The sequence below is a fragment of the Cohnella xylanilytica genome (assembly GCF_014212175.1).
GTDB lineage: Bacteria > Bacillota > Bacilli > Paenibacillales > Paenibacillaceae > Cohnella > Cohnella xylanilytica.
This window is the reverse complement of the sequence record NZ_JACJVR010000053.1, coordinates 1-24835: the sequence shown is the minus strand read 5'-3', so window position 1 is coordinate 24835 and position 24835 is coordinate 1. Positions and strand designations below refer to the sequence as shown.

Annotated in this window: 26 protein-coding genes; 25 read left to right on the top strand and 1 reads right to left on the bottom strand. The window is 61.6% G+C overall.

The features are described 5' to 3' along the window. Positions 1–388 precede the first annotated feature (388 nt). The 14 genes from H7B90_RS13780 (at position 389) to H7B90_RS13715 (ending at position 12265) form a co-directional block, all read left to right on the top strand. Positions 389–1387 carry a resuscitation-promoting factor gene (locus H7B90_RS13780; RefSeq protein ID WP_306421804.1) on the top strand — a complete coding sequence of 333 codons (999 nt, stop codon included), beginning with the start codon at positions 389–391 and terminating at the stop codon, positions 1385–1387. A 266-nt stretch (positions 1388–1653) separates the two neighbouring features. Next, entirely contained in the window at positions 1654–2856 is a 1203-nt protein-coding gene (locus H7B90_RS13775; RefSeq protein WP_185136465.1) for an acyltransferase, read from the top strand. A gap of 151 nt (positions 2857–3007) precedes the next feature. Further along, positions 3008–3562 carry a ribonuclease M5 gene (rnmV, locus tag H7B90_RS13770; RefSeq protein ID WP_185136464.1) on the top strand — a complete coding sequence of 185 codons (555 nt, stop codon included), beginning with the start codon at positions 3008–3010 and terminating at the stop codon, positions 3560–3562. Positions 3563–3565: 3 nt separating this feature from the next. After that, a complete protein-coding gene (gene rsmA, locus H7B90_RS13765) occupies positions 3566–4465 on the top strand; it encodes a 16S rRNA (adenine(1518)-N(6)/adenine(1519)-N(6))-dimethyltransferase RsmA (protein WP_185136463.1) in 900 nt (299 codons plus the stop codon). A gap of 63 nt (positions 4466–4528) precedes the next feature. Beyond that, positions 4529–5401 (top strand): sporulation peptidase YabG, encoded by an 873-nt coding sequence (gene yabG, locus H7B90_RS13760; protein WP_185136462.1) that lies wholly within the window; start codon positions 4529–4531, stop codon positions 5399–5401. Between the two features lie 148 nt (positions 5402–5549). Continuing rightward, entirely contained in the window at positions 5550–5825 is a 276-nt protein-coding gene (gene veg, locus H7B90_RS13755) for a biofilm formation stimulator Veg (protein WP_185136461.1), read from the top strand. Positions 5826–5991: 166 nt separating this feature from the next. Beyond that, positions 5992–6174 (top strand): small, acid-soluble spore protein, alpha/beta type, encoded by a 183-nt coding sequence (locus H7B90_RS13750; protein ID WP_185136460.1) that lies wholly within the window; start codon positions 5992–5994, stop codon positions 6172–6174. A 212-nt stretch (positions 6175–6386) separates the two neighbouring features. After that, positions 6387–7241, top strand: coding sequence for a 4-(cytidine 5'-diphospho)-2-C-methyl-D-erythritol kinase (gene ispE, locus H7B90_RS13745; protein WP_185136485.1), 855 nt, complete (start codon positions 6387–6389; stop codon positions 7239–7241). A 144-nt stretch (positions 7242–7385) separates the two neighbouring features. Continuing rightward, positions 7386–8222, top strand: a complete 837-nt coding sequence (gene purR / locus H7B90_RS13740; protein ID WP_185136459.1) for a pur operon repressor — start codon at positions 7386–7388, stop codon at positions 8220–8222. After that, complete coding sequence (locus H7B90_RS13735) at positions 8219–8614, top strand: RidA family protein (protein WP_185136458.1); 396 nt, start codon at positions 8219–8221, stop codon at positions 8612–8614. Before purR ends, H7B90_RS13735 begins: the two co-directional genes overlap by 4 nt. 112 nt (positions 8615–8726) lie before the next feature. Continuing rightward, the gene (gene spoVG, locus H7B90_RS13730; RefSeq protein WP_027092136.1) at positions 8727–9011 is read left to right on the top strand and encodes a septation regulator SpoVG; all 285 of its coding nucleotides are present in this window, start codon (positions 8727–8729) and stop codon (positions 9009–9011) included. A 149-nt stretch (positions 9012–9160) separates the two neighbouring features. Then, a complete protein-coding gene (gene glmU, locus H7B90_RS13725; RefSeq protein ID WP_281421380.1) occupies positions 9161–10555 on the top strand; it encodes a bifunctional UDP-N-acetylglucosamine diphosphorylase/glucosamine-1-phosphate N-acetyltransferase GlmU in 1395 nt (464 codons plus the stop codon). 52 nt (positions 10556–10607) lie between these two features. Beyond that, the gene (locus H7B90_RS13720) at positions 10608–11564 is read left to right on the top strand and encodes a ribose-phosphate diphosphokinase (protein ID WP_185136456.1); all 957 of its coding nucleotides are present in this window, start codon (positions 10608–10610) and stop codon (positions 11562–11564) included. Positions 11565–11620: 56 nt separating this feature from the next. Continuing rightward, the gene (locus H7B90_RS13715; RefSeq protein WP_185136455.1) at positions 11621–12265 is read left to right on the top strand and encodes a 50S ribosomal protein L25; all 645 of its coding nucleotides are present in this window, start codon (positions 11621–11623) and stop codon (positions 12263–12265) included. A 131-nt stretch (positions 12266–12396) separates the two neighbouring features. Here the strand turns inward: H7B90_RS13715 and H7B90_RS13710 are convergent, their stop codons facing one another. Beyond that, on the bottom strand, positions 12397–12597 hold the full coding sequence (locus H7B90_RS13710; RefSeq protein ID WP_246578861.1) for a hypothetical protein: 201 nt from the start codon (positions 12595–12597) through the stop codon (positions 12397–12399). Positions 12598–12723: 126 nt separating this feature from the next. On the opposite strand from H7B90_RS13710, the gene pth reads away from it, so the two are divergent. The 11 genes from pth to H7B90_RS13655 all read left to right on the top strand — a co-directional run. After that, positions 12724–13290: an aminoacyl-tRNA hydrolase gene (gene pth, locus H7B90_RS13705; RefSeq protein WP_185136454.1), complete on the top strand. Its 567-nt coding sequence runs from the start codon at positions 12724–12726 to the stop codon at positions 13288–13290. A 125-nt stretch (positions 13291–13415) separates the two neighbouring features. After that, positions 13416–13646: an anti-sigma-F factor Fin gene (gene fin / locus H7B90_RS13700; RefSeq protein WP_185136453.1), complete on the top strand. Its 231-nt coding sequence runs from the start codon at positions 13416–13418 to the stop codon at positions 13644–13646. A 295-nt stretch (positions 13647–13941) separates the two neighbouring features. After that, positions 13942–17466: a transcription-repair coupling factor gene (mfd, locus tag H7B90_RS13695; protein WP_185136452.1), complete on the top strand. Its 3525-nt coding sequence runs from the start codon at positions 13942–13944 to the stop codon at positions 17464–17466. Next, positions 17453–18526 carry a peptidylprolyl isomerase gene (locus tag H7B90_RS13690; RefSeq protein WP_185136451.1) on the top strand — a complete coding sequence of 358 codons (1074 nt, stop codon included), beginning with the start codon at positions 17453–17455 and terminating at the stop codon, positions 18524–18526. The genes mfd and H7B90_RS13690 overlap by 14 nt, the downstream gene beginning before the upstream one ends. Positions 18527–18745: 219 nt before the next feature. Further along, positions 18746–19558, top strand: coding sequence for an alpha/beta hydrolase (locus tag H7B90_RS13685; protein ID WP_185136450.1), 813 nt, complete (start codon positions 18746–18748; stop codon positions 19556–19558). 153 nt (positions 19559–19711) lie between these two features. Beyond that, on the top strand, positions 19712–21016 hold the full coding sequence (locus H7B90_RS13680) for an RNA polymerase sigma factor (protein WP_185136483.1): 1305 nt from the start codon (positions 19712–19714) through the stop codon (positions 21014–21016). A gap of 2 nt (positions 21017–21018) precedes the next feature. After that, positions 21019–21456, top strand: coding sequence for a YciI family protein (locus H7B90_RS13675; RefSeq protein WP_185136449.1), 438 nt, complete (start codon positions 21019–21021; stop codon positions 21454–21456). Positions 21457–21683: 227 nt separating this feature from the next. After that, positions 21684–22469 carry a methionine ABC transporter ATP-binding protein gene (locus H7B90_RS13670; protein ID WP_185136448.1) on the top strand — a complete coding sequence of 262 codons (786 nt, stop codon included), beginning with the start codon at positions 21684–21686 and terminating at the stop codon, positions 22467–22469. Beyond that, positions 22466–23134 (top strand): methionine ABC transporter permease, encoded by a 669-nt coding sequence (locus H7B90_RS13665; protein WP_185136447.1) that lies wholly within the window; start codon positions 22466–22468, stop codon positions 23132–23134. The genes H7B90_RS13670 and H7B90_RS13665 overlap by 4 nt, the downstream gene beginning before the upstream one ends. Positions 23135–23226: 92 nt before the next feature. Then, positions 23227–24153, top strand: coding sequence for a MetQ/NlpA family ABC transporter substrate-binding protein (locus H7B90_RS13660; protein ID WP_185136446.1), 927 nt, complete (start codon positions 23227–23229; stop codon positions 24151–24153). Positions 24154–24566: 413 nt separating this feature from the next. Then, positions 24567–24835: hypothetical protein (locus H7B90_RS13655; protein WP_185136445.1), on the top strand; the 269-nt coding region annotated here is incomplete at its 3' end.

Below are 24835 nucleotides of genomic sequence, written 5' to 3'. Positions count from 1 at the left end.
AGATCCTCTGTCGTCGGCTTTTTTTGTTGTCCGTTTTTGGCGTAACGCATGACGGGAGATGCCGGAAGCCGCAAGGAACCGGGATTCGATACTGGGCAAGGCGGCGCTTCTTCGCGTGATAGCCGCTTCCACGCGAACGATCGCGCCGTTATCAAAAAAGGATAGTCGCGTCAGACGTAGTCATGCGTAACAGTCGACGGCGGGGCTATGAAGGAGGAACGAGAAAATGGGCGTTGTTCCATTAGGGAGCACCCATGATCCACGACCGACCGGCAAGCTTATCGCAGCGCGATGGAAGCATGAGCATTTGCGTGTAATTCTTCTCAGCGCAATTCTCTCTTTTGCTCTAACCATCTTGTTCTTAATGCTGCTGCACGGCGCGTCCGCCATGAGCGTGACCGTCGTGGACGGCGGGAAATCTACCGTCATCCATACGCGTTCTTCCGACGTGCGTTCGTTGTTCCAAGAGCACAACATCGCCGTCGGTCCGTACGATCAGCTCTCGCCGCCGCTTAACGCCGATCTCGGCGACGGCAGCACGATCGTCATCGATCGGGCCGCGAGCGTAACGCTGATCGCGGACGGGAAGAACGCCGTCCAATATACGACCGAAGAGACGGTGAAGGACGCGCTGTCGTCCTTGAACGTCCAACTGGGAGCCCACGACAAGATCTATCCGGCTCCGGACGCCCCGGTCTACGACGGGATGAAGATTCGCATCGTTCGCGTCACCAAGGAAGTGAAGGAAGCGAAGATCCCCGTTCAATTCACGGTCGTGGAGAAGAAGGACGCCACGCTGCTTCAAGGCAAGCAGAAGGTCGTCCAGACCGGGAAGCCGGGCTTGATCGTCAAGAAGTTCGAGAAGGTCTACGAGGACGGACGCCTCGTCAGCGACCGCATGCTGTCGAAGGCGATCGCCCAATCCGCCGTGCCGAAGATCGTCGCGGTGGGCACGAAGAAGAAGCCGGCCGTCGCGGCGCTCTCGTACGACGTCCAGGCGGAAGCCTCGGCCGACGCGAAGACGCTGAAGCTGAACGGCCGGACGGTCAAGGTGAAGAGCGTGCTCAGCAACGTCACCTTGACCGCCTATACGGCCGGGCCGGAATCGACCGGCAAGGACAAGGGAGACCCGGGCTACGGCATTACGGCCTCGGGAACCAAAGTATCCGAAGGACGGACGATCTCCGTCGATCCGGACGTCATCCCCCTCGGATGGTGGGTCTACATCGAAGGCATCGGCTTCCGCCGAGCCGAAGATACGGGCAGCGCCGTCAAGGGCAAGAAGATCGACGTGTATTACGACAGCGAGAAATACGCGAACAAGTTCGGCATGAAGCGCGGGTATACCGTGTACGTGATCGGACCCGTCAAGCCGTCGGCCGATTAAGGCGGGCCGCCGGCAGGCCCCGCCTCCCGCGTTCGGGAAGGCGGCGGCAGGATCGCGCGCTCCAGGGATGCCATCCGCAGGGCGCATCGATAGAAGCATATGCGGGATAACGCGGCAAGCGAAGGGGGGAGGCTTAGGCCTCTTCTTCTTTTTTTTAACCTTCGGAGCTTCTTTTATTTCCGTTTTTTTCCGCAACCTCGAGTCCTTTCCAATCGTCAAACCGAGAGACCCAAGACGCCAGATCCCAACGAAGGAGCCGATGTCTAATGAAATCTCCGGACGGAAGGGAACGTCTTCCCGAGCTCGATCTATTCCGGGCCTTCGCCATTCTCGGCGTCATCCACGTGCATGCCACTTCGTACGCGGCCGGCGTCCAGGCCGTCGAGTCGCCGTATTATTACTTTTTCAATTGGGTGAACATCTTTTTCAAGTTCGGCACGCCCTGCTTTATTTTCCTAAGCAGCTTCGTTCTGTTCTACAATTACTTCGGCAGGCCGGTGAACGGGAGGCTCATCTCCCGGTTCTATTCCAAGCGGCTGCTCTATATCGTCATTCCGTACCTCGTCGCGTCCGTGTGCTATTACATCGTCTCGCAGGCGGTGAACGGCAACCTCGGCCAGCCGGCCGGCTGGCATCTGGCGAAGCTGGGGCGAGGGCTCGCGACGGGGACGGCGTACACGCATCTCTACTTCGTCTTCATCAACGTGCAGTTCTACTTGCTCTTCCCGCTGCTGCTGCTCCTGTTCCGGCGCTGGCCGAAGCTCGTTCTCTGGGCGCTGCCTCTCGGCCTGGCGATCGAATGGGCGTTCGCCCTCTGGAACAAATACGATCTAAACCTGAAGGACAAGGCCAGCTACGCTCCGACGTACATGTCCTATTACATGCTGGGGCTCGTGCTGGCGGTCTACTTCGATTCGTTCAAGGAATGGCTGAACAGGGATCTCCGGAGCCAGCCCCGATTCCGCAAGCTGGCCATCGCGGGAATATGGCTGGGCTGGTTCGCCGTCGCCATGATTCACGTGCAGCTGTACCACAACGGGCGCGCCTACGGCAAGTGGGTCGGCACGCTCTGGTACGAGCTGCTCTGGAACGCGCATTCGCTGCTGTCCGTCTTCGTGCTGTTCCATGCGGCTTATTGGGTCTACCGGAAGGCGTCCCCCGCCGTCGTCGCCGTCTTGGCCCGAATCGGGGCGCTGTCGTTCGCCATCTACCTGCTGCACCCGGTGTTCCTGCTCGTCTACCGCAGGTTCCGCTACACGATCCCGATCGAATCGCTGACGTATGCGGCCTGGATCTGGTTCGGGGCGCCCCTCTGCCTGCTGCTGGCATGGTTCACGGCCGCGAGCGTCTACCGGTGGGTGCCGGGCTCGAGCTTCCTGCTCGGCGGCAAGCCGGCTTCTCCGGCCAAGCGGGCCGGACTGCCGGCGGGGGCGAAGGGGGGCGAAGCCTCGGGCAAGGCGGCCGGCTGAGGAGGATCGAAGCGGGAAGGCGTCGCGCCGGAAGGGGCGAAGGACCGCCGTCAGAGGCGGTCCTTCGGCTCGTTTCTAGGGCGGCGCCTTTTTTGTTATAATAAACGGAGTCTGCATGAACGGCTGAATATGTCGAAGGAGCGTCCGGACGATGATTCGAGAAGTGATAGTGGTCGAGGGCAAGGAGGACACCGTCGCCGTCCGGCGGGCGCTGGAGGCGGACACGATCGAGACCGGGGGCTCCGCGATCAACGAGTCGGTGCTGCGCAGGATCGAGCTGGCGCAGGAGAGGCGCGGCGTCATCGTGTTCACCGATCCGGACGCTCCGGGGGAGCGGATTCGCAAGATCGTCGCGGCGCGCGTACCCGATTGCAAGCATGCGTTCCTGACGAAGGACGAGGCGAGGGGCAAGGACGGCATCGGGGTCGAGCATGCCGCCCCGGAGGCGATCCGCCGGGCTCTCGAGCAGGTGCGCACCCCGGAAGCGGGCGAGGGCGGCGGGGCTGCCGAGATCGAATGGAGCGACCTGCTGGACGCCGGCCTCATCGTGCACGGTTCGGCGGCGAGGCGAAGGGAGCGGATGGGGGAGCTGCTCGGCATCGGCTATGCGAACGGGAAGCAATTCCACAAGCGCTGTTCCACGTTCCGCATCACTCGGAAGGAATTCGCGGAAGCGCTGGAACAATTGGAGAGAGAAGGAATCTAGAGCATGACGAACCCAAGCTTCCCCGGCGGAGCGGATATCGCGACTCCGAACCGGACCAAGGATATTATCCGCAAGCATAATTTCACGTTCAAGAAGAGCCTGGGTCAGAACTTCCTGGTGGACAAGAACATTCTGGACAAGATCGTCGCGGCGGCCGGCCTTACCGAAGCCAAGGGGGCGCTCGAGATCGGACCCGGCATCGGCGCCTTGACGGAGCGTCTCGCCCGGGAAGCGGGACGCGTCGCCGCCGTCGAGATCGACAACCGGCTCATTCCGATTCTGCGCGACGTGCTCGCCGATTACGGGAACGTCAGCGTCGTTCACGCCGACGTGCTGAAGACCGACCTGCACCGGCTGTGGGAGGAGCAGTTCTCCGGCCTGGAGGGCGTCAGCGTCGTCGCCAACCTGCCCTATTACGTCACGACGCCGATCATCATGAAGCTGCTCGAGGAAGGGCTGCCGCTCGAATCGATCGTCGTCATGGTCCAGAAGGAAGTGGCCGAGCGGATGGCCGCGAAGCCCGGCGGCAAGGATTACGGCACGCTCAGCATCGCCGTGCAGTACTATTGCGAGCCGGAGCTCGTCTGCGTCGTGCCCTCGGGGGCGTTCATTCCGGCGCCGAACGTCGACTCGGCCGTCATTCGCCTCGGACGCAGGGCCGAGCCGGCCGTCGCCGTCGCCGACGAGGCGCGCTTCTTCCGTGTCGTCCACGCCGCGTTCGCCCAGCGCCGGAAGACGCTCGGCAACAATCTGGCCGCGCTCGCGGGCAAGGAGCGCAAGGCCGAGCTCGGCGAATTGCTGAGGAGCATCGACATCGAGCCGGAGCGGCGGGGGGAGACCTTATCGCTACAGGAATTCGCCGCGCTGACGGAGGCGCTCTCCGAAGCGGGCATGCTCGGCTGATTCCGATCGCCTTGCACCATGTGTCATTCGCCTCCATAGGATACACGAAGAGGTGATTTGCCCATGAAGCAGGGGGACCTGGTCGTCCGCAAATCTTATGGCGGGGATATGCTGTTCCGAATCGCGTCTCTTCACGACCAAATGGCCGTACTTCGCGGGACCGACTACCGTCTCTTGGCGGACTCGCGTCTCGACGACCTCCAATCGGTGCGCAATCCGGACGAGCTGGGCGGGACGCGCCGGGCGCGGATCCAGGCGAACGAATCGCTCAGGCGGATGAGAGAAGAACGGGAGCAGCTCAGCTCGCCTTATTCAGCGATGACGGGCGGCGCGAATCCGCGCCGGTCGTACTTCGAGATGCCCGGCAAGGTGCTCCACCTCGACGGGGACATCAATTACCTGAAGAAGAGTATGGCGGTCTACAGCCAGCTGCAGGTTCCGGCGGAGGGCGCGCACTGCCACGAGTCGCAGATGCCTCAGGCGCTGCTGCATCTGTTGCCCCTCGTCCGGCCGGACATCGTCGTCATTACCGGCCACGACGGCGTGCTGAAGAACCGCAAGGACTGGAGCGACCTGAACAGCTACAAGAACTCGGTCAACTTCGTCCAGGCGGTTCGGGTGGCCCGGGACTACGAGAAGCACCGCGATTCGCTTATCGTTATCGCCGGCGCCTGCCAGTCCCACTTCGAGGCGCTGCTGCAGGCCGGCTCCAACTTCGCCAGCTCGCCGGGGCGGATCATGATTCACGCCCTCGATCCGGTCTACGTCGCGGTCCGGTCGGCCTACACGCCGTTCCGGGAGACGATCAATATCTCCGACGTCATCGCCCATACGATCAGCGGAATGCAGGGGGTCGGGGGGATCGAGACGATGGGCCGGTACCGGATCGGAGTCCCGAATCTGAAGGCCATGCCTTCAAGCGCGAGCATTGGATAACGGACTTTAGACCTAACTTTAAAAAAACCGCGGAAATCATGGCAAAAAGTCGTTGACAGAAATTCGGGATCGCTGATATAATATTTGGCCACTTGACATGCCACCTCTTTTTAGTTATAATTTACAGGGAAAGAGGTGGTAGTGGATCATGGCTAAGAACGCGCTTATCGAGATCAAGCGAAGCTTGGAACCGCATGTCGGATCCAAAATCATGCTCCGCGCCAATGGAGGCCGCCGGAAGACCGTCGAACGGACCGGCGTGCTCGAAGAGATTTACCCTTCGGTGTTCATCGTCAAGCTGGATCAGGAACAGAATGCTTTCAAGCGGGTTTCGTACAGCTATGCGGACATCCTGACGGAATCCGTTGAAGTCATGGTTTGCAACGAAGAGGGCCAAGTCCGTATCAACTTCCTGTCGCATTGAGACGATTTTCGTGCAGGGCAGCCGCGAGGCTGCTCTTTTTGTTGCCGGCGGATCGCCGCCGCAGACGGTCGCCCGCTGTCCCTAGAGCGTCGAATCGGACCGCCTCGATAAGGGCAAGCTAATCGCGAACGCCGCAAGGCGTTACTCGCGCGAAGGGGGCTGGGCGATGAGTCGACGCAGAAGAAGCATGATGTCCGAGCAATTCAAAGCCGAGCTGGCCAAGGATCTGGGATTCTACAATACCGTTCAGAACGAAGGCTGGGGCGGCATCAAGGCCAAGGATGCCGGCAACATGGTGAAGAGAGCGATCCAGATCGCCGAACAGAATCTGTCGCGCACGCAGCGCTAAGCGGGCGCGCATCGGAAGAAGGGCGGAGCGCGTTCCGACGGACGCGGGAACCGCCCTTTTATTGCGCCCTTTTCCTGCCGCCGACGGCTCTCTTGGGGAAAATCGCAATTCCTTCGGGGGTTTGTTATAATATGTAAAGCTTTCTAACGAACCGAATGCTGGCGTCCGAAGGCGCCGGAGGCTCTTACTTGACCCGCAGGTGATGAATGATGATGAAGATATACGAGAAGGCTCCGGCCAAAATCAATTTGCTGCTCGACGTGATCCGCAAGCGCGAAGACGGCTACCATGAAGTCGAGATGATCATGACGATGGTGGATCTCGCCGACCGTCTGGAGATGTACGAGCTTCCCCGCGACCAGATCGTGCTGTCCAGCCACGCCGGCTACATTCCGCTGGACGAGAAGAATCTGGCGTTCCAGGCGGCGCGGCTTCTGAAGGAGCGCTGCGGCGTGAGCCGGGGCGTCTATATCCACCTGGATAAGCATATTCCCGTGGCGGCCGGCCTCGCCGGGGGCAGCAGCGACGCGGCGGCGGCCCTGCGCGGCCTGAACCGGCTCTGGAACCTGGGGCTGTCGGTTCGGGAGCTGGAGGAGCTGGGCGCCGAGCTCGGGTCCGACGTGCCGTTCTGCATCCGCGGCGGCACCGCGCTGGCGACCGGGCGCGGCGAGAAGCTGGAGACGATCTCGAGCCCTCCGCAATGCTGGGTCGTGCTGGCGAAGCCCCCGATCAACGTCTCGACGGCCGACGTGTACGGCAAGCTGCGCGCGAACGAGCTGAAGGAGCATCCGTCCGTGCCGGCCATGCTGGACGCGATCGAGCGCCAATCGTTCGCGGACGTCTGCGCCAATCTCGGCAACGTGCTCGAATCGGTCACGCTCGGCCGGTACCCGGAAGTGCGCCAGATCAAGGACGTCATGACGAAGCTGGGAGCCGACGGCGTTCTGATGTCCGGCAGCGGCCCGACGGTGTTCGGCCTCGTCTCCAAGGAATCGAAGGTGGCCCGGCTGTATAACGGCCTCAGAGGCTTCTGCAAGGAAGTGTACGCGGTCAGATTGCTTACATAAAGCCTCCGATTTTGGCCAATTGAAGAAGAGGTCAAGTTAATGTCAACTTTATTGCCACACACTTCCGCAGCCTTCTTGCCCAAAACCGGATAAAGATGTTATGATGTCGGTAAATTATTCGGATTTGGACGGGAGAGAGGATCCGTGAAAAAGTTGAAACGTAGCGCGCGCCTCGTGGAGATGACCCAATACTTATTAGCCCGTCCCCATACGTTAATTTCGCTGACAGCCTTCGCCGACCGCTACCAATCCGCCAAGTCCTCCATCAGCGAGGATCTGGCGATCATCAAGGAAGTGTTCGAAGGAGAAGGCATCGGGGATTTGCATACGCTTGCGGGAGCCGCGGGCGGCGTCCGGTTCATTCCGAAGTGCCGCAAGGACCAGGCTCTGGACAAGATCAAGGGGATATGCCGGCAGCTCGAGCAGCCCGATCGGCTGCTGCCCGGCGGCTACTTATACATGACCGATCTTCTCGGTCAGCCCGGCCTGCTTCAGGAGGTCGGCCAGATGTTCGCCACCGCGTTCGCCGATCGCGACATCGACGCGATCATGACGGTGGAGACGAAGGGAATTCCGCTGGCCCACGCCACGTCCCTGTACCTGAACGTGCCGGTCGTTATCGTCCGGCGCGATCATAAGGTGACGGAAGGCTCGGTCGTCAGCATCAATTACGTATCCGGCTCGAACAAGCGGATCCAGACGATGTCGCTCGCCCGCCGGGCTCTGCGGGAGCAGTCCCGCGTGCTGATCATCGACGACTTCATGAAGGCGGGAGGCACCGTTCAGGGAATGATCGACCTGCTGAACGAGTTCCGCGCCGTCGTCGCCGGGGTCGGCGTCTTCGTCGAATCCGGCGAGGTCGATAACGAGGAGAGGCTGCTCCACGATTACACGTCGCTGGCGCGCCTGACCGAGGTCGATCTGAAGAGCCGCCATATCGCGGTTACGCCAGGCAACTTTTTCAAGGAGGAAGCCCAATGAGCCTTAGAATCGTATCGACTTCCGAAGCCCCCGCCGCCATCGGCCCGTATGCCCAGGCGGTGCGCGTCGGCAACCTGCTGTTCACCTCCGGCCAGATCCCGCTGAAGCCGGACGGCCAATTGGCCGAAGGCGGCATCGTCGAGCAGACCAACCAGGTGCTGAGCAACCTCAAGGCGGTGCTCGCCGCGGAAGGGGCGACCCTGCGCGACGTCGTGAAGACGACGGTGTTCCTGAAGGACATGAACCAGTTCGCCGCGTTCAACGAGGCGTACGCCGCCCACTTCGGCGACCACACCCCGGCTCGCTCCACTGTCGAAGTCGCTCGACTGCCAAGGGATGTTTTTGTCGAAATCGAGCTTATCGCGGCGATATCTGTCGCTAGCGGAAGCTAGCAAAAAATTTTTTCAATTTCAGGGCGGGTTTTTCCAATTATAAGAAGGAATTTGCGCGATAATGTGGAATATTACACCAAGTCTTCTGATGGGGCAAAGGTGGTGAACACAAGTGCAAATTACAGATGTGAGACTCCGCCGCGTTAATTCCGAGGGGCGCATGAAGGCCATCGCTTCGATTACCATTGACAACGAATTCGTCGTCCATGACATTCGTGTCATCGACGGCAACAATGGTATGTTCGTGGCCATGCCGAGCAAACGGACTCCCGATGGAGAGTTCCGCGACATTGCTCACCCCATTTCTTCCGGCACGCGCGAGAAGATCCAATCCGCCGTATTGGCGGAGTACGAACGGGCTGCTCAAGACGAGGAAGTACTGGTTGAAGGCGCGTAATAACAAGCAAAGAGAGATTGGTTATGCATATTCGCTGAGAGAGAGCCTATATTTGGGCTCTCTTTTCATTTGGGGCGGAATAAGCTATCATTTTGTAGGGATTCATGTACGTGGTACGTGGCGCGAACTTGAAAGGAGGTCTTGCGACCGTGACAAGGATTGCGATTGTGCTGGCGGCAGGACAAGGGAAGAGAATGAAATCGAAATTATATAAAGTTCTTCATCCGGTATGCGGCAAGCCGATGGTGGAGCACGTGCTGGACGCGGTGAAGGGAGCCTCGTGCGAACGGGCGGTCGTCGTCGTCGGCCACGGCGCCGAAGCCGTGCGGGCCCGTCTCGGGGACGCGGCGGAATACGCCCTTCAAGCCGAGCAGCTCGGAACCGGGCACGCGGTTCTGCAGGCGAAGCCGCAGCTGGGAGACATAGACGGGGTGGCGGTCGTCGTCTGCGGCGATACGCCGCTCGTGACGGCCGAGACGCTGGAGGCGCTCGTCGCGCTTCACGAGAAGGAAGGCGCGGCCGCGACGATCATGACGGCGGAGCTCGAGACGCCGGCCGGCTACGGGCGCATCGTCCGGGGCGAAGCCGGGGAAGTGCTGCGCATCGTCGAGCAGAAGGATTGCACGCCGGAGGAGGCCGCCATTCGCGAGATCAACACCGGCACCTACTGCTTCGACAATAAGAAGCTGTTCGCGGCGCTCTCCCAGGTGACGAACGCGAATGCCCAGGGCGAATATTACTTGACGGACGTGATCGGCATTCTTCAAAAGCAAGGGGAGCGCATCTCCGCGCACAAGACGCTCGATCCGGCCGAAGCGATCGGCGTCAACGACCGCATCGCCCTTGGCGAGGCGGAGAGGCTGATGCGCCGCCGGATCGCGGCCAAGCATCAGACCAATGGCGTCACGCTCATCGATGCGGAGCATACGTATATCGAAGCGGACGTCGTCATCGGCGCCGACTCGATCGTCTACCCGGGCACGGTTCTGCGCGGCCGCACGGTCATCGGCGAGGATTGCGTCATCGGGCCGTCCGCCGACCTGACCGATACGGTCGTCGGAGACGGATCGACGATTCGCCAATCGGTCGCCGACCAGGCGGAGCTCGGGCCGGAATGCTCGGTCGGGCCGTTCGCTTATCTGCGTCCGGGGACGAAGCTGGCCGCCCATGTCAAGATCGGGGACTTCGTCGAGGTGAAGAACGCCGTCGTCGGCGAGGGCAGCAAGATCCCGCATCTCAGCTATGTCGGAGACGCCGTCGTCGGGGCGAACGTCAACATCGGCTGCGGCGCGATTACCGCCAATTACGATGGTTATAATAAGTCGAAGACCGAGATCGGCGACAACGCCTTCATCGGCAGCAATTCGAACCTGATCGCTCCGGTCACCATCGGCAGCGGAGCGTACGTCGTGGCGGGCTCCACGATCACCCACGACGTCGGCGCCAACGACGTGGCCATCGCCCGCGAGCGCCAAGTGAACAAGCCGGGCTACGCGGAGAAGCTGCGTTCCCGCGCCAAGGCCAAGAAGGAACGCGACCAATAACGAGTTCGTACGTATTCCATACTATCAATCCAAGTCCAAAGGCTGGTGCGTTATGTCTTACCCAGATGCCACATTGAAGCTGTTCTCGGGCAGCTCGAATCCCCGTCTTGCCGAAGCGATCGCGCGGAACATCGGGATATCGCTAGGCAACGCCGAGATGAGAAGGTTCAGCGACGGGGAGATCCATATTCGGCTGAACGAGAGCGTGCGGGGGAGCGACGTCTACGTCGTTCAATCGACGTCGCAACCGGTCAATGAGCATCTGATGGAGCTGCTCGTCATGGTGGACGCGCTCAAGCGGGCCTCGGCGAAGACGATCAACGTCGTTCTTCCGTATTACGGGTACGCGCGGCAGGACCGCAAGGCCCGTTCCCGCGACCCGATCACGGCCAAGCTGGTCGCCAATCTGATCGAGACCGCCGGAGCTCACCGGGTCATCGCGATGGACCTCCACGCGATGCAGATTCAAGGCTTCTTCGACATTCCCGTCGACCATCTGCTGGGCGTGCCGATTCTCGGCGATTACTTCCAGAGCAAGGGGCTGCTGGCGCCGGTCGTCGTCTCCCCGGACCACGGGGGCGTCGTCCGCGCCCGCCGTCTGGCGGACGAGCTGCAAGCGCCGCTCGCCATCATCGACAAGCGCCGGCCCGAGCCGAACGTCGTCGAAGTGATGAACATTATCGGCGACGTATCGGGCCGCACGGCGATTCTGATCGACGACATCATCGACACGGCCGGTACGATCTGCCTGGCGGCGCAAGCGCTCAAGGAAGCGGGCGCCCGCGAGCTGTACGCTTGCTGCACCCACCCGGTCCTGTCGGGCCAAGCGCTGGCCCGGCTCGAAGCGGCTCCGATCACGGAAGTCGTCGTCACCGATACGATTCCGCTGCGCGATCCGTCCGCTTCGACGAAGCTGCGCGTGCTGTCGGTCGCACCGCTCATCGCGGAAGCGATCGTCCGCATCCACGAGCAGCAGTCGATCAGCAAGCTGTTCGAACCGCATGTCTGATTAGGCGACGCTTGGAATGGGTATGAATAGGGTATACCGCGAGGAGGGATACCTTTATGAGTACGACATTGCAAGCGCAGCCTCGAGCCAAGACGACCAAAGGCGAATTGCGCCGGCTTCGCAACGAAGGCAAGGTTCCCGGCGTCGTCTACGGCAAGGAGCTGGGAGCCGCGGCGGCCATCGCTCTCGACGCCAAGGAGCTGACGGCGCTGCTGCGGGGCAATCCGCACGGCATTCTCGATCTGGCCGTGCCGAACCGGGGCAGCCAATCGGTGCTGCTCACGGACGTCCAGCGCGACACGCTTAGCGGACAAGTCCTCCACGTCGATTTTCACCAGATCAACCTGAACGAGACGATCAAGGCGGAAGTCCGGCTGGACGTTCAAGGGGAGAGTCCCGGGGAGAAGGAAGGCGGCATGCTGCAGCTCGTGCTTCACGAGCTCGAAGTCGAATGCGTCGCCAAGAACTTGCCGGCCTCGATTCCGGTCGACATCAGCGCACTCGGCTTCGGCGAGCATCTTACGGTCGGAGACCTTAAGCTTCCGGAGGGAGTCGTCGCGACGGCGGAACCGGACACGGTCGTCGTGTCGATTCTGGCGCCGCAGAAGGATCGCACCGAGGACGAGCTCGAAGCGATGGACGATGCCGCCGAAGAGAACGAGCAGCACGAGCGGGCCGCCAAGGCCGTGGAGACGGACTGAGGAAGAGGATCTTCCTTCGTTTATAGAGCTAGTCATGCAAGGAGCGCAGACCTCGAACGGTCTGCGCTCCTTCGATATTGGTGCACGAATGAACGGCAGCCGCCGGAAGGGGGGGACCGGCGGGCGCGCGTTCAATAGCCGGGTCTGGAGACGAAGATGAACTGTCTGCGGCTGTAGAAAATGTTGTTGACCTTGACGAATTCTTTGCCATAATATTCGATGAACCCGATATCCCGGTGCATGCGTCCGCGATACACCTGAATCGGCACTTCCGCGGCCATGTGGTCGAGGAAGTGATGATCGTCGAAGATCATTTGACCGTTCATGTACATGATTTCACCCTCTTCCGAGCGGATTGATGAGTATCGTTTGGTTCTTTTAATTTGTATGACACGGAAGAGGCGGAATTCGTTGCAGGGGTCAGGATATTTTTTATACGTAAAGGGGTAAAATTCGACATGAGATGGATCGTCGGGCTCGGAAATCCCGGTCCCGCCTACGAATCGACGCGGCATAACGCGGGATTCATGGTCGTCGACGAGCTGGCCAGGCGCTGGAGCGTCAGCGTGACCCAGAACAAGTGCAAGGCGCTGATGGGCGAGGCTCGCGTCGGGAGCGAGAAGGTCGTCCTGCTGAAGCCGATGACCTACATGAATTTGTCGGGAGAGTCGGTACGGGCGTTCATGGACTTCTACAAGGCGAAGCTTGAAGATATGATCGTCGTCTACGACGATCTCGATACGGAGACCGGCCGCATCCGGCTGCGCTACCAAGGCAGCGCCGGAGGCCACAACGGCATCAAGTCGATCATTCAGCATACCGGGACGCAGACGTTCAACCGGGTCCGGATGGGCATCTCCCGTCCGAAGCCGGGCATGCAGGTCGTCGATTACGTGCTGGGCTCGTTCTCCAAGGCGGAGCAGCCGGAGCTTCGGAAGATGATCGAAGACGCCTGCGACGCGATCGAATACGCGCTCGAGCATCGGTTCGACGAGACGATGGCGAAGTTCAACGGCAAAGGCTGACGTTGCCGAATCCTTCTCGAGGATTCGGACCGGGGGAGCGACGGATGCTTAAATTCGGCCGACGCCGGGCATACTGGAGGTATCGCGGCTAACGCCCGAATAACCGTCCGATAGGAGGCATACATATGGCTGTAAACTATGTCTGCCGGCATTGCCAGATGCCTCTGGGGAGCTTCCAGGCGTTCGAGGTGCCCGAATACAAGCTGGGCCTTCATTTCTTGACCCCCGAAGAGCGAAAGCGTATAATAGCGTATAATTCCAACGGGGACGTGACGGTGCGAGTCATCTGCGAATATTGCAGCCAGACGTTGGAGAACCATCCGGAGCTGGCGCTGCTGTCCAACCCGCTCCAATGAGCCCTTACAGACCGACGCGGAGGCCTTGGCATGAGCCGGGGCTTCTTTTTAACCGTGCGGAACCATGCTAGCTCGCCTATCCTACTTCTCAGGCAGCCCGCCGCCCTTCTCCTTCGCCGTCCCGGACGTCGAAGGCGTTTTCGCTTGCGATTCGACGCGGGGCGCGGGCACGACATCCGATCTCCGCATCCGAACCATGAAGAATAACGGTTAACGATCGACGTCTCGCTCCGGACAAGGGGCGAGGCCGTTTGGCTTGCGGCTTGCCCGCCGCATTGATGAAAGGGGAAACGTCATGAAGGCCCTAATGAATACGTTTGCCGCCGATCCCGACCTGGTCTCGATCCTGGCGGGAATTCGCGGAGGCATGCGGGAACAGCTGGTGGCCGGGCTGTCCGGCTCCGCCCGTCAGGTGATGATCGCGACGCAATTCCGCGAGCTGCAGAGGCCGATGCTCGTGGTCACCCACAACATGTTCTCGGCGCAGAAGATCGCGGAGGATCTGCAAGAGTGCTTGTCGGCGGACGAGGTTCTCCTCTATCCCGCCAACGAGCTGATCGCCGCCGAGACGGCGATCTCGAGTCCCGAGACGTCCGCCCGCCGGATGGACGTGCTGCTTCAACTCGCGGAAGGCTTCCGCGGGGTCGTTGTCGTGCCCTTCTCCGGCGTTCGGCGCTTCCAGCCGGACCGGACGACGCTGTCGCAGGCGAGGGTGGAGCTGAAGGTCGGGGACACGCTTCCGATGGGCGACTTCCTGTCGCGCATGATCGGGCTCGGCTACGAGCGGGTCGACCGCGTCGAGCAGAAGGGGCACCTCAGCGTGCGAGGCGGCATCGCCGACTTCTATCCGCTTACCTCGGCCGAAGCGGTTCGCGTCGAATGGTTCGACGACGAGATCGACTCGATCCGCACGTTCGATCCGGCCGATCAGCGCTCGATCGAGAAGCTTGACGCGTACGTCGTGCGCCCCTGCCGAGAGATTATCGCCGACGAGCGGAGATTCGCGAACGCGGCCCAGCATGCGAGCGAGCTGCTGGAGAAGCAGCTGGAGCGAATGTCCGACCGCCAGGCGAAGGAGCGGCTGCAGACCGAGATTTCCCGGGAAATCGACTTTTTGCGCCAAAATGTGTACTTTTCCGAAATCTACAAATATATCTCCTTGCTCTACCCGGAACGCCAGACGCTGCTGGACTTCATGCCGAAGGACACGCTGCTCGTCATGGACGAACCGAACCGGCTCACGGAGACCGCCCGGCAGCTCGAGAGGGACGAGTCGGAATGGACGACCCACTTGCTGCAGCAGGGCAAATCCCTGCCCGGATTCGTGCTCGCCCTCGAAGCGGAGCAAGCGCTTTATCCGAAGGCGTTCCAGACGGTCTACTTATCTCTCTTCGTCCGGCAGATTCCGCATACGCAGCCGCAGAACATCGTCAACGTCGTCTGCCGCTCGATGCAGAACTTCCACGGCCAGATGAACGTGCTCAAGGCGGAGATGGAGCGCTGGCGCAAGAGCGGAGCGCACATCGTCATGCTGGCCGGCAACGCCGAGCGCGCGGACCGGATGAAGCGGGTGCTCGAGGACTACCATATCGACCAGCCCGAGATCGCCCAAGGCAACCTGCAGAGCGGGTTCGAACTCCCTTCGGTCAAGCTCGTCGTCATCACCGAAGGGGAGATGTTCACCCAGAAGCAGCGGAAGGCCCGCCGGGTCGACCGCCGGATGGACAACGCCGAGCGGATCAAGAGCTATACCGAGCTGAAGGTCGGCGACTACGTCGTCCACCAGAACCACGGCATCGGCAAATATTTGGGAATCGGCACCCTCGAGATCAACGGGATTCATAAAGATTACCTCCATATCGTCTATGCGGGCGGAGACCGCTTGTCCGTGCCCGTCGAGCAGTTCGACCTGATTCAGAAGTACGTCGGTTCCGAGGAGAAGGAGCCGAAGATCAGCAAGCTCGGAGGCTCGGAGTGGACCCGCGTCAAGTCGAAGGTCCGTTCTTCCGTCAAGGACATCGCCGACGATCTCATCAAGCTGTACGCCGAGCGGCAGGCGACGAAGGGCTACGGATTCGGCCCCGACACGCCCTATCAGCAGGAGTTCGAGGCGATGTTCCCGTACGACGAGACGCCGGACCAGCTGCGCGCGATCGACGAGATCAAGAAGGACATGCAACAATCGCGGCCGATGGACCGTCTGTTATGCGGAGACGTCGGGTATGGGAAGACGGAGGTTGCCGTCCGGGCGGCCTTCAAGGCGGCGATCGAGGGCAAGCAGGTCGCCGTGCTCGTGCCGACGACGATTCTGGCGCAGCAGCATTACGAGACGTTCCGGGAGCGCTTCTCGGGCTATCCGTTCCAGATTCGGGTGCTCAGCCGGTTCCGTTCGCGCAAGGAGCAGACCGAGACGATGAAGGGGATCAAGGCCGGCACGGTCGACGTCGTCATCGGAACGCACCGGCTGCTCTCGCAGGACGTCGTGTTCAAGGATCTCGGCCTCCTGATCGTGGACGAAGAGCAGAGATTCGGCGTGTCCCACAAGGAGAAGCTGAAGCGGCTGAAGACGAACGTGGACGTGCTGACGCTGACCGCGACGCCGATTCCGCGCACGCTGCACATGTCCATGCTGGGGGTGCGCGACCTGTCCGTCATCGAGACGCCTCCGGAGAACCGGTTCCCGGTACAGACGTACGTGGTCGAGTACAGCCCGACCCTCGTGCGCGAAGCGATCGAGAGAGAACTCGCCCGGGATGGACAAGTATACTTCCTGTTCAACCGGGTTCAAGGCATCTACCAGATGGCGGAGCAGATTACGGCGCTCGTTCCCGACGCGAAGGTGGCGGTCGCCCACGGCCAGATGTCCGAGCAGGAGCTGGAGCGGACGATACTCGACTTCCTGGACGGGGAGTACGACGTCTTGGTCAGCACGAGCATTATCGAGACCGGCGTCGACATTCCGAACGTCAACACCTTGATCGTGCACGACGCGGACAAAATGGGACTGTCCCAGCTCTACCAGCTGCGCGGACGGGTCGGCCGTTCGAACCGGATCGCCTACGCGTACTTCACATACCAGAGAGACAAGGTGCTGACGGAAGTCGCCGAGAAGCGTCTGCAATCGATCAAGGAGTTCACCGAGCTCGGCTCGGGCTTCAAGATCGCGATGCGCGACCTCGCCATCCGCGGCGCGGGCAACCTGCTCGGCGCGGAGCAGCACGGGTTCATCGCGTCGGTCGGCTTCGATCTGTATTCGCAGATGCTGGCCGAGGAGATTCAAGCCCGGAAGCTGGAGAGGTTCGGCGAAGAGGCCGTTCCGGCGGTTCCGGTCAACACGCAGCTCGATCTGGGCGTGGACGCTTATCTGCCTCCGGATTATATTTACGACAGCATTCAGAAGATCGAGATTTACAAGAAGGTGGCCGCGGCCGCTTCGCTCGAGGACGTCGGCGACCTGTTCGAGGAGCTGACCGACCGGTTCGGCGATCCGCCGAAGTCGGTGCTTAACCTGCTCGCCGTCGCCCGTCTGAAGGTCTACGGCCGCATCTACGGCATCGAGTCGCTGAACCGCAAGGGCGACGACGTGCTGATCAAGTGCGAGGAGCGCCGCGCCGCCGACGTGGACGAGGCCAAGCTGAAGGCCTTGGAGCTCCGCCTGAAGGGCAAGCTGCAGCGGGTATCCTTGAATCCGCAGCTCGTTCTGAAGCTGAACGTGCGGGGCCTCGACGACGACGCGATGTTGGCCTTCGTCGAAGAGTTTCTGGTACAATACAAAGAAGTGACCAAGATTAAGGGGGAATTACAGGATGTTGCACCCTAAGCGCGGCCCATCCAGCCGGTTCGCCTTCGTGCTGCTGGCATTGGCGCTGCTCGTCGGGCTGGCCGCCGGCTGCGGCAAGAAGGAGAACAAGATCGCGGCCGAATATGAAGGCGGTCAGATCACCACCAAGGAATTCACGGCTTACAAGACATTCATGAAGATCGTCAACCCGACGTACGGCAGCATCGTGGACGAGGACAGCGTGCAGGAGACCATCCTGACCCAGTTCGTCGGCTTCCGGGTGTTGAGCGCCCGCGCGACCGACGAAGCGAAGAAGCAAGGCAAGGACGAAGCGGACAAGCAGTTCGAAGAGATGAAGAAGCAGATTACCGCCGACGCCGATACGAAGAAGACGATCGAGCAGATGATGAAGGACGGCGGCTTGTCGTACGACCAGATGAAGCTGTTCATGGAAGAGCAGTTCATCATGTACAAGGACGCCGATCTGAAGGTCAAGGACGAGGACATCTCCTCCTACTACGAGAAGAACAAGGACAAGTTCAAATACGCGACCGTCCGCCACATTCTGATCGGGCTGACCGACAAGAACAACAAGACCCGCACGGACGCCGACGCGCTTAAGCTCGCCAACGAAGTGAAGGGCAAGCTCGAAGCCGGCGGCGACTGGAAGGCGCTCGCGAAGGAATATTCGGACGATCCCGGCTCCGCGGACAACGGCGGCCTGTACGAGAAGGTCGACCCGTCGCAGTGGGTCGAGGAGTTCAAGAACGCGGCCAACACGCAGCCGATCGGCCAGATCGGCGATCCGGTCAAGACGTCGTACGGCTACCACGTCATCAAGGTGGAAGCCCGCGGCACGAAGACGCTGGACGAGGCGAAGGCGGAGATCCGTTCGACGCTGGCTTCCGACAGCATCGGCAAGTTTATGACGGACGAGCTTCCGAAGCTGATCAAGAAGACGAACGTGCCGAAGCCTTCGGCTTCTCCGTCCCCGTCGGCCAGCGCATCGGCTTCGCCAAGCGCATCCGCTTCCGGGTCGCCGTCCGCGTCGCCGACGCCATCCGCATCGCCAAGCGCATCCGCTCCGGCGAGCAAGTAATCCGGCTAGCCTTAAAGCCGCAACTACGGCCCCGTTCCCGGGAGACAACCTCGGGGGCGGGGCTTTTTTGCGCGCGCTTCGGCAGCTCCCCCCAGCGATGCTCCGGGATCCTGGGCGCGGGATTGGCGGCAAATAAAAAAAATTCTCGCGAACATGTCGATATCGTCGATAGCGGTTCGTCGTCTAGATAGAAACCGAATCGGCAAAGGAGAGATCGACATGCCCTACGTTACTTCCAAAGACGGCACCCGCATCGCCTACGACAAATCCGGCAACGGGCCGGCCCTCATTCTGGTCGCGGGAGCGTTCAGCTACCGCAAGTTCCCGGGCCAGGCGCAGCTGGCCGAGCGGCTGGCGGAGCGCTTCACGGTGTACAACTACGACCGCCGGGGCCGCGGCGACAGCGAAGACCGGCCCGTGTACGACCAAGCGCGGGAGATCGAGGACCTGGAGGCGCTCATCGAGGAAGCCGGCGGCTCGGCATACGTGTGGGGGCTGTCGTCCGGAGCGGTTCTGGCGCTTCAAGCCGCGGCGAGCGGCGCCAAGATCGCGAAGCTGGCGCTGCACGAGCCGCCGTTCATCGTCGACCCCGCGGACCGGAAGCCGCCCGCCGACTTCGTCCGGCGAGTACGCGAGCTGATCTCGGGCAATCGCCGCGCCGAAGCCATCAAGTACTTCATGACCCAAGGCATGGGCGCGCCTTCGTTCGTCGTCGGCCTGATGCGCCTCATGCCGGGCGTCTGGTCCAAGCTCATGGCCGTGGCCCATACGCTCCCTTACGACGCGGCTCTGCTGGACGGCTATATCGACGGCAAGCCGCTGCCGGCCGAGCGGTGGAGCGCCGTATCGATGCCGACCCTCGTCATGGAAGGGACGGAGAGCCCCGCCTCGCTGCGCCGGGCCGCCCAAGCGCTGGCCGCCGCGCTCCCCGGCGCGAAGCTTGCAAGCCGCAAGGGGCTCGGGCACACGAAGAAGCTGAACGCCCCGCTTATCGCGGAGGAGCTGACGGCTTTTCTCGAGGGGAAGCGTTAGGACGGGCCGTCGAACCGTTGCGAGCGCCCCCGAAGGCCGGATAGAATAGGGGGAGCTTCAGCCTGACGGAATCGGATTGAGATAGCGACGAGGAGAAGGGACGGAGAGTTCGTGGATTCTACCACCGGGAAATCGCAGGCGGCCGGAACCGGGATGCCGCCGCAGCGCGAGCGGGACGGAAGCGGGGAAGAGGCGGCCCGTCAGCGGACGATCGACGCGATCTGGAGAATGGAATCGGCCAAGATTATCGCGGCCTTGACGCGAATGGTGCGGGACGTGGGGCTGGCGGAGGATCTGGCGCAGGACGCCCTTGTCATCGCTCTCGAACGCTGGCCGACGGCCGGCATCCCGGACAATCCGGGAGCCTGGCTCATGACGACGGCCAAACGGCGGGCGATCGACGTGCTCCGCAGAGCCAAGCTGCAGGACCGGAAGTACGAGGAGGTCGCGCGGAACGCGGATCTGTTCGCGGAGGAAGATTACGACCGGGTGCTCGATAGCGAGATCGGCGACGACGTTCTTCGCCTCATTTTCATGACCTGTCACCCCGTTCTCTCCCAAGACGCTCGAGTCGCCCTCACTCTCCGTCTTCTCTGCGGCCTTACGACGGAAGAGATCGCGCGGTCCTTCCTCGCCGCCGAGCCGACGATCGCCCAGCGGATCGTCCGGGCCAAGCGAACGCTCGCGGAGAAGAAGGTTCCCTTCGAGGTGCCCGCCAAGGAGGAGCTCGACGAACGGTTGTCGGCCGTGCTCGAGGTCATCTACCTCATGTTCAACGAGGGCTACTCCGCCACGTCGGGGGACGACTGGACCCGCCCTCTGCTCTGCCAGGAAGCGCTCAGGCTCGGGCGCGTGCTCGCCGAGATCGCGCCGCGGGAGCCGGAGGTGCACGGGCTGGTCGCGCTGCTGGAGCTTCAATCGTCGCGGCTGGCCACGCGGATCGACGCCTCGGGCGAGCCCGTGCTGCTCATGGACCAGAACCGGGCGAAGTGGGACCGCCTGCTCATCCGCCGCGGCCTGGCCGCCCTGGAGCGCAGCCGGAAGCTCGGCCGCCCGCTCGGCCCTTACGCGCTGCAAGCCGCGATCGCGGCCTGCCATGCGGAGGCGCCGACCCCCGCCGAGACCGATTGGATCCGCATCGCGGCGTTGTACGAGGCGCTGTCGAGAGTCGCGCCGTCGCCGATCGTCGAGCTGAATCGGGCCGTCGCCGTCTCCATGGCCTTCGGTCCGGCCATCGGCTTGCAGCTGGTCGACGAGCTGGCCGGCGAGCCCGCCCTGAAGGACTATCATCTGCTGCCGAGCGTCCGGGGCGATCTTCTGAAGAAGCTCGGGAGACTGGACGAGGCCCGGGCGGAACTCGAGAGGGCGGCGTCGATGGCCCGGAACGGCCGCGAACGGGAATTGTTGCGGAGACGGGCCGCGGAGTGCGTCCCGGAGCCGGAGAGAGGAGAGGAATAACGATGCGATTCATGCTGATCGTGAAGGCGACGGGCTACTCGGAGGCGGGCGTCAAGAACGCCCCGGAGGACGAGGAAGCCATGGAGGCCTATCGGAAGTCGCTGGCCGGAGCCGGCGCGCTTCTCGTCTCGGAGAAGCTGCTGCCCAGTTCCGCCGGCCTTCGGATTGTGCGCCCGCCGGAAGGCGGAGAACCGCAAGTGACGGCCGGTCCGTTCCCGGTGGACGAGGGGCTGATGTCCGAATTCTCGTTGATCGAGGCGCGGACGGAAGAAGAGGCCGTGGAATGGGCGCTCCGGATGCCGGTTCCGGCGCGTCGGGGCGGCTCCGTCATCGAGCTGCGGAAGCTCGATGACTCTTCCGATAAGGGCCGCGATCCTCGGATTCCGGCGTTGGAGGCCGAGCTGGAGGATCAACTCGGCATGCTTCGAAGGAGCAAGTAAGCCGGCCCTCGCCGAACAACGAGACTGCTATTTTCCGGCAGCCTCTTGACAAAGGCCCTTTTCTCGACTAAATTAAGTGAAAACACATCGGCTTAGTCGGTATTATATTCGGTTGACCAGACCGCTGGAAACCAAGTTCCCCGTCTCGCCTCGCGCGAGCCGGCCGGGCTTGGTTTTTTTGCCGTCGCGGGGAATTCGAGGCCGATCGAGAGGAGACGGGGGAGAGCATGATCGTCATTCGAGACCTGAACAAATCGTATCCGTCCGCCGCCGGCGCCGTTCGAGCTCTCGAGAACGTGAACCTGACCATTCAGAAAGGCGATATCTTCGGCATCATCGGCTTCAGCGGAGCCGGCAAGTCGACCTTGATCCGCTGTCTCAACCGGCTCGAGGAGCCGGATTCCGGAAGCATCTCCATCGAAGGAACGGTCATCACGGATTTGCGGGAGAAGGAGCTTCGGCTCGCGAGGCGGAAGATCGGGATGATTTTCCAACAATTCAACCTGCTCGATTCCAAGACGGTGTTCGACAACGTCGCGTTCCCGCTCAAGGTGGCGGGGCATCCGAAGGAGTACGTGAGGAAGCGGGTCCGGGAGATTCTCGAGCTCGTCAAGCTGGGGGACAAGGAGAAGGCGTACCCTTCCCAACTGAGCGGCGGGCAGAAGCAGCGGGTCGGCATCGCCAGGGCGCTGGCCAACGAACCGGACGTGCTGCTGAGCGACGAAGCGACTTCCGCGCTCGATCCGCAGACGACTTATTCGATTCTGGAGCTTCTCGCGGACATCAACCGCCAGCTCGGCCTGACGATCGTCCTCATCACCCACGAGCTGGACGTCCTGCAGCATATCTGCCGCAACATGGCGGTCATCGAACAGGGCCGGATCGTCGAGACCGGACCCGTCGACAAGCTGTTCCTCCACCCGGAGAGCGACACGGCGCGCCGGTTCGTCGGCATCCTGGAGAGCTACCGCCGAAGAGGCTACATCCTGGAAGGGGCGGGTGCGGGCATATGAGAGACGACCTGATCGACTTGCTCTGGGAAGGGCTGCGGCAGACGCTCTACATGGTGTTCTGGTCGTCGATCTTCGCGCTGGCGATCGGGCTGGCGCTAGGGGTGACGCTGGTAGTCACCGACAAGGGGGGCATCCTGCAAGCCCCGAAGCTCAACAAGGTGCTGAGCTTCGTCATCAACAGCGTACGCTCCCTGCCTTTTATCATTCTGATCGTCCTGCTGCTCCCGTTCGCGAGATGGGTCGTCGGCACGACGCTCGGCCCGACCGCGGCCATCGTGTCGTTGTCCATCGGGGCCGCTCCGTTCCTCGGGCGCATCATCGAGAATTCGCTGAAGGAGGTCGGAGCGGGCAAGATCGAGGCGGCCAAGTCGGTGGGGGCCAGCCCGTGGACGATCATCTTCCGGGTGCTCATCCCCGAAGCGCTGCCCGCTCTCGTGCGGGGGATGACGATCGCCGTCATCGGCATCGTCGAATTCACCGCGGTCGCCGGCGCGATCGGAGCGGGAGGGCTCGGGAGCCTGGCGATCCGGTTCGGGTACCAGCGGTTCCGCGAGGACATCCTGTTCGCCACCGTCGTCGTCATCATCGCCCTCGTGCAGGGCATCCAATGGACGGGCGACGGCATCGCCAAGGCGATCCGCCGCCGGCGCTTCACGCCCGAATAGCGCCGCCGCCGCCGCGAGCTTCGCCGGGCGGCATTCTGATGTCGGTTTCACATTTTCAACCTATAAAAAAACAGGAAAGCGGGAGAGAGAGTATGTCCAAGAAAAGCGTGTCGTTATTGCTCGTATTGTTCGTCATCCTGGGGGGAATTCTCGCGGGCTGCGGCTCGAACGACGACAAGAACGCAGGGGGAAGCAGCCCCTCCGCCAGCCCGAGCTCGGCAAGTCCGAGCGCGGCCAGCCCGGAAGCAAGCTCCGGCGAATCCGCCAGCCCGTCTTCATCGTCCGAGGCCCCGAAGGAGGAAGTTACGCTGAAGGTCGGAGCGGCCGCCGTTCCGCACGCCGAGATTCTCGAATTCGTGAAGCCGAAGCTGAAGGAAGAGGGAGTGAACCTGGACATCGTCGTGTTCGACGACGAAGGCCAGCTCAATCCGGCCCTGAAGGACGGGCAGATCGACGCGAACTACTTCCAGCACGTTCCGTATCTCGACTCCGTCAAGGACGAGAAGGGGTACGACTTCGCCGTCACGACGAAGGTGCACGTGGAGCCGATCGGACTCTACTCGAACAAGCACAAATCCAAAGACGAGCTGCCGGAAGGCGCGAAGATCGGCATTCCGAACAACCCGTCGAACGAATACCGGGCGCTCGTCCTGCTTCAGCAGCAAGGACTCATCAAGCTGAAGGACGGCCTGACCACGTACGAAGCGACGCCGAAGGACATCGTCGACAATCCGAAGAAGCTCAAGTTCGTCGAAGCCGATTCCGCGACGCTGCCCCGCTCGCTGCCCGACCTGGACGGAGCGGTCATCAACACGAACCTGGTGCTCGAAGCGAAGATCGACCCGAACAGCGCCCTGTTCCGCGAAGACGCGAACTCGCCGTACGCCAACGTCATCGTCGTGCGCAAGGGCGACGAGAACAAGGATGCGATCCAGAAGCTGGACGCCGCCCTCACGTCGCCGGACGTGAAGAAGTTCCTCGAGGACAAATACGGAGTGGCCGTCGTTCCGGCCTTCTAAGCTATCGATGATCGGAAAAAGGAAAGAGCATTTCCCCCTAGCTTCGGGCGAAGGGGGAGGTGCTCTTTTTATGTTATGTAACATAACACATTTAAATTTATAAATACTAGTATTATTTTACATATAGTTGTTATTCATATAAAACAATTCGATAGGGAGAGAAACGCGTAGATTTAGCGAGAAACGATAAAATGGTAACGCGTACTTGAATAAATTTCGGTTTGTAATCCGATTATTTTCGCCATACAATTCCCTTTATATTAAAATACGAGTTACATAGGTGGTAGATAAAATTACACAACTAACGCCGGTTCAAATCGATTGAGGGTCGCTTCTCGTCATGATCGCCTAAATATCCGCATCATTCCTGACATGAGAAATAAGAAATTCACCAATACCATCAGGAGGTCTCTATGAAAAAGCCCTTATTCCGCAAGGTCGGCTCACTGGCGCTCGCCGCCGCGCTGACAACCACGCTGTTCTACGCTCCGATCGCCGCGACCCCGGTTTACGCCGAAGAAGCCGGGACGACGGCTCCGTCGGCCGATCCGTCGGCTTCTCCGGCGACGCCGGCGCCTGTCGAGACGGCGCCTGCCGCGGCCGAGCCGCCGGCGACCGCGCCCGCCGAGACGGCGCCGCCCGAGAGCGTCCCCGCCGACCCGGCCGCCGAGCAACCCCCGGC

What these genes read in the sequence shown, in the direction of transcription:
- H7B90_RS13780 (WP_306421804.1), top strand. Translation starts at nt 389, where the DNA reads ATGAGCGTGACCGTCGTGGACGGCGGGAAATCTACCGTCATCCATACG.
- H7B90_RS13775 (WP_185136465.1), top strand. Translation starts at nt 1,654, where the DNA reads ATGAAATCTCCGGACGGAAGGGAACGTCTTCCCGAGCTCGATCTATTC.
- rnmV (WP_185136464.1), top strand. Translation starts at nt 3,008, where the DNA reads ATGATTCGAGAAGTGATAGTGGTCGAGGGCAAGGAGGACACCGTCGCC.
- rsmA (WP_185136463.1), top strand. Translation starts at nt 3,566, where the DNA reads ATGACGAACCCAAGCTTCCCCGGCGGAGCGGATATCGCGACTCCGAAC.
- yabG (WP_185136462.1), top strand. Translation starts at nt 4,529, where the DNA reads ATGAAGCAGGGGGACCTGGTCGTCCGCAAATCTTATGGCGGGGATATG.
- veg (WP_185136461.1), top strand. Translation starts at nt 5,550, where the DNA reads ATGGCTAAGAACGCGCTTATCGAGATCAAGCGAAGCTTGGAACCGCAT.
- H7B90_RS13750 (WP_185136460.1), top strand. Translation starts at nt 5,992, where the DNA reads ATGAGTCGACGCAGAAGAAGCATGATGTCCGAGCAATTCAAAGCCGAG.
- ispE (WP_185136485.1), top strand. Translation starts at nt 6,387, where the DNA reads ATGAAGATATACGAGAAGGCTCCGGCCAAAATCAATTTGCTGCTCGAC.
- H7B90_RS13735 (WP_185136458.1), top strand. Translation starts at nt 8,219, where the DNA reads ATGAGCCTTAGAATCGTATCGACTTCCGAAGCCCCCGCCGCCATCGGC.
- H7B90_RS13720 (WP_185136456.1), top strand. Translation starts at nt 10,608, where the DNA reads ATGTCTTACCCAGATGCCACATTGAAGCTGTTCTCGGGCAGCTCGAAT.
- H7B90_RS13715 (WP_185136455.1), top strand. Translation starts at nt 11,621, where the DNA reads ATGAGTACGACATTGCAAGCGCAGCCTCGAGCCAAGACGACCAAAGGC.
- H7B90_RS13710 (WP_246578861.1), bottom strand. Translation starts at nt 12,597, where the DNA reads ATGTACATGAACGGTCAAATGATCTTCGACGATCATCACTTCCTCGAC.
- pth (WP_185136454.1), top strand. Translation starts at nt 12,724, where the DNA reads ATGAGATGGATCGTCGGGCTCGGAAATCCCGGTCCCGCCTACGAATCG.
- fin (WP_185136453.1), top strand. Translation starts at nt 13,416, where the DNA reads ATGGCTGTAAACTATGTCTGCCGGCATTGCCAGATGCCTCTGGGGAGC.
- mfd (WP_185136452.1), top strand. Translation starts at nt 13,942, where the DNA reads ATGAAGGCCCTAATGAATACGTTTGCCGCCGATCCCGACCTGGTCTCG.
- H7B90_RS13690 (WP_185136451.1), top strand. Translation starts at nt 17,453, where the DNA reads ATGTTGCACCCTAAGCGCGGCCCATCCAGCCGGTTCGCCTTCGTGCTG.
- H7B90_RS13685 (WP_185136450.1), top strand. Translation starts at nt 18,746, where the DNA reads ATGCCCTACGTTACTTCCAAAGACGGCACCCGCATCGCCTACGACAAA.
- H7B90_RS13680 (WP_185136483.1), top strand. Translation starts at nt 19,712, where the DNA reads ATGCCGCCGCAGCGCGAGCGGGACGGAAGCGGGGAAGAGGCGGCCCGT.
- H7B90_RS13675 (WP_185136449.1), top strand. Translation starts at nt 21,019, where the DNA reads ATGCGATTCATGCTGATCGTGAAGGCGACGGGCTACTCGGAGGCGGGC.
- H7B90_RS13670 (WP_185136448.1), top strand. Translation starts at nt 21,684, where the DNA reads ATGATCGTCATTCGAGACCTGAACAAATCGTATCCGTCCGCCGCCGGC.
- H7B90_RS13665 (WP_185136447.1), top strand. Translation starts at nt 22,466, where the DNA reads ATGAGAGACGACCTGATCGACTTGCTCTGGGAAGGGCTGCGGCAGACG.
- H7B90_RS13660 (WP_185136446.1), top strand. Translation starts at nt 23,227, where the DNA reads ATGTCCAAGAAAAGCGTGTCGTTATTGCTCGTATTGTTCGTCATCCTG.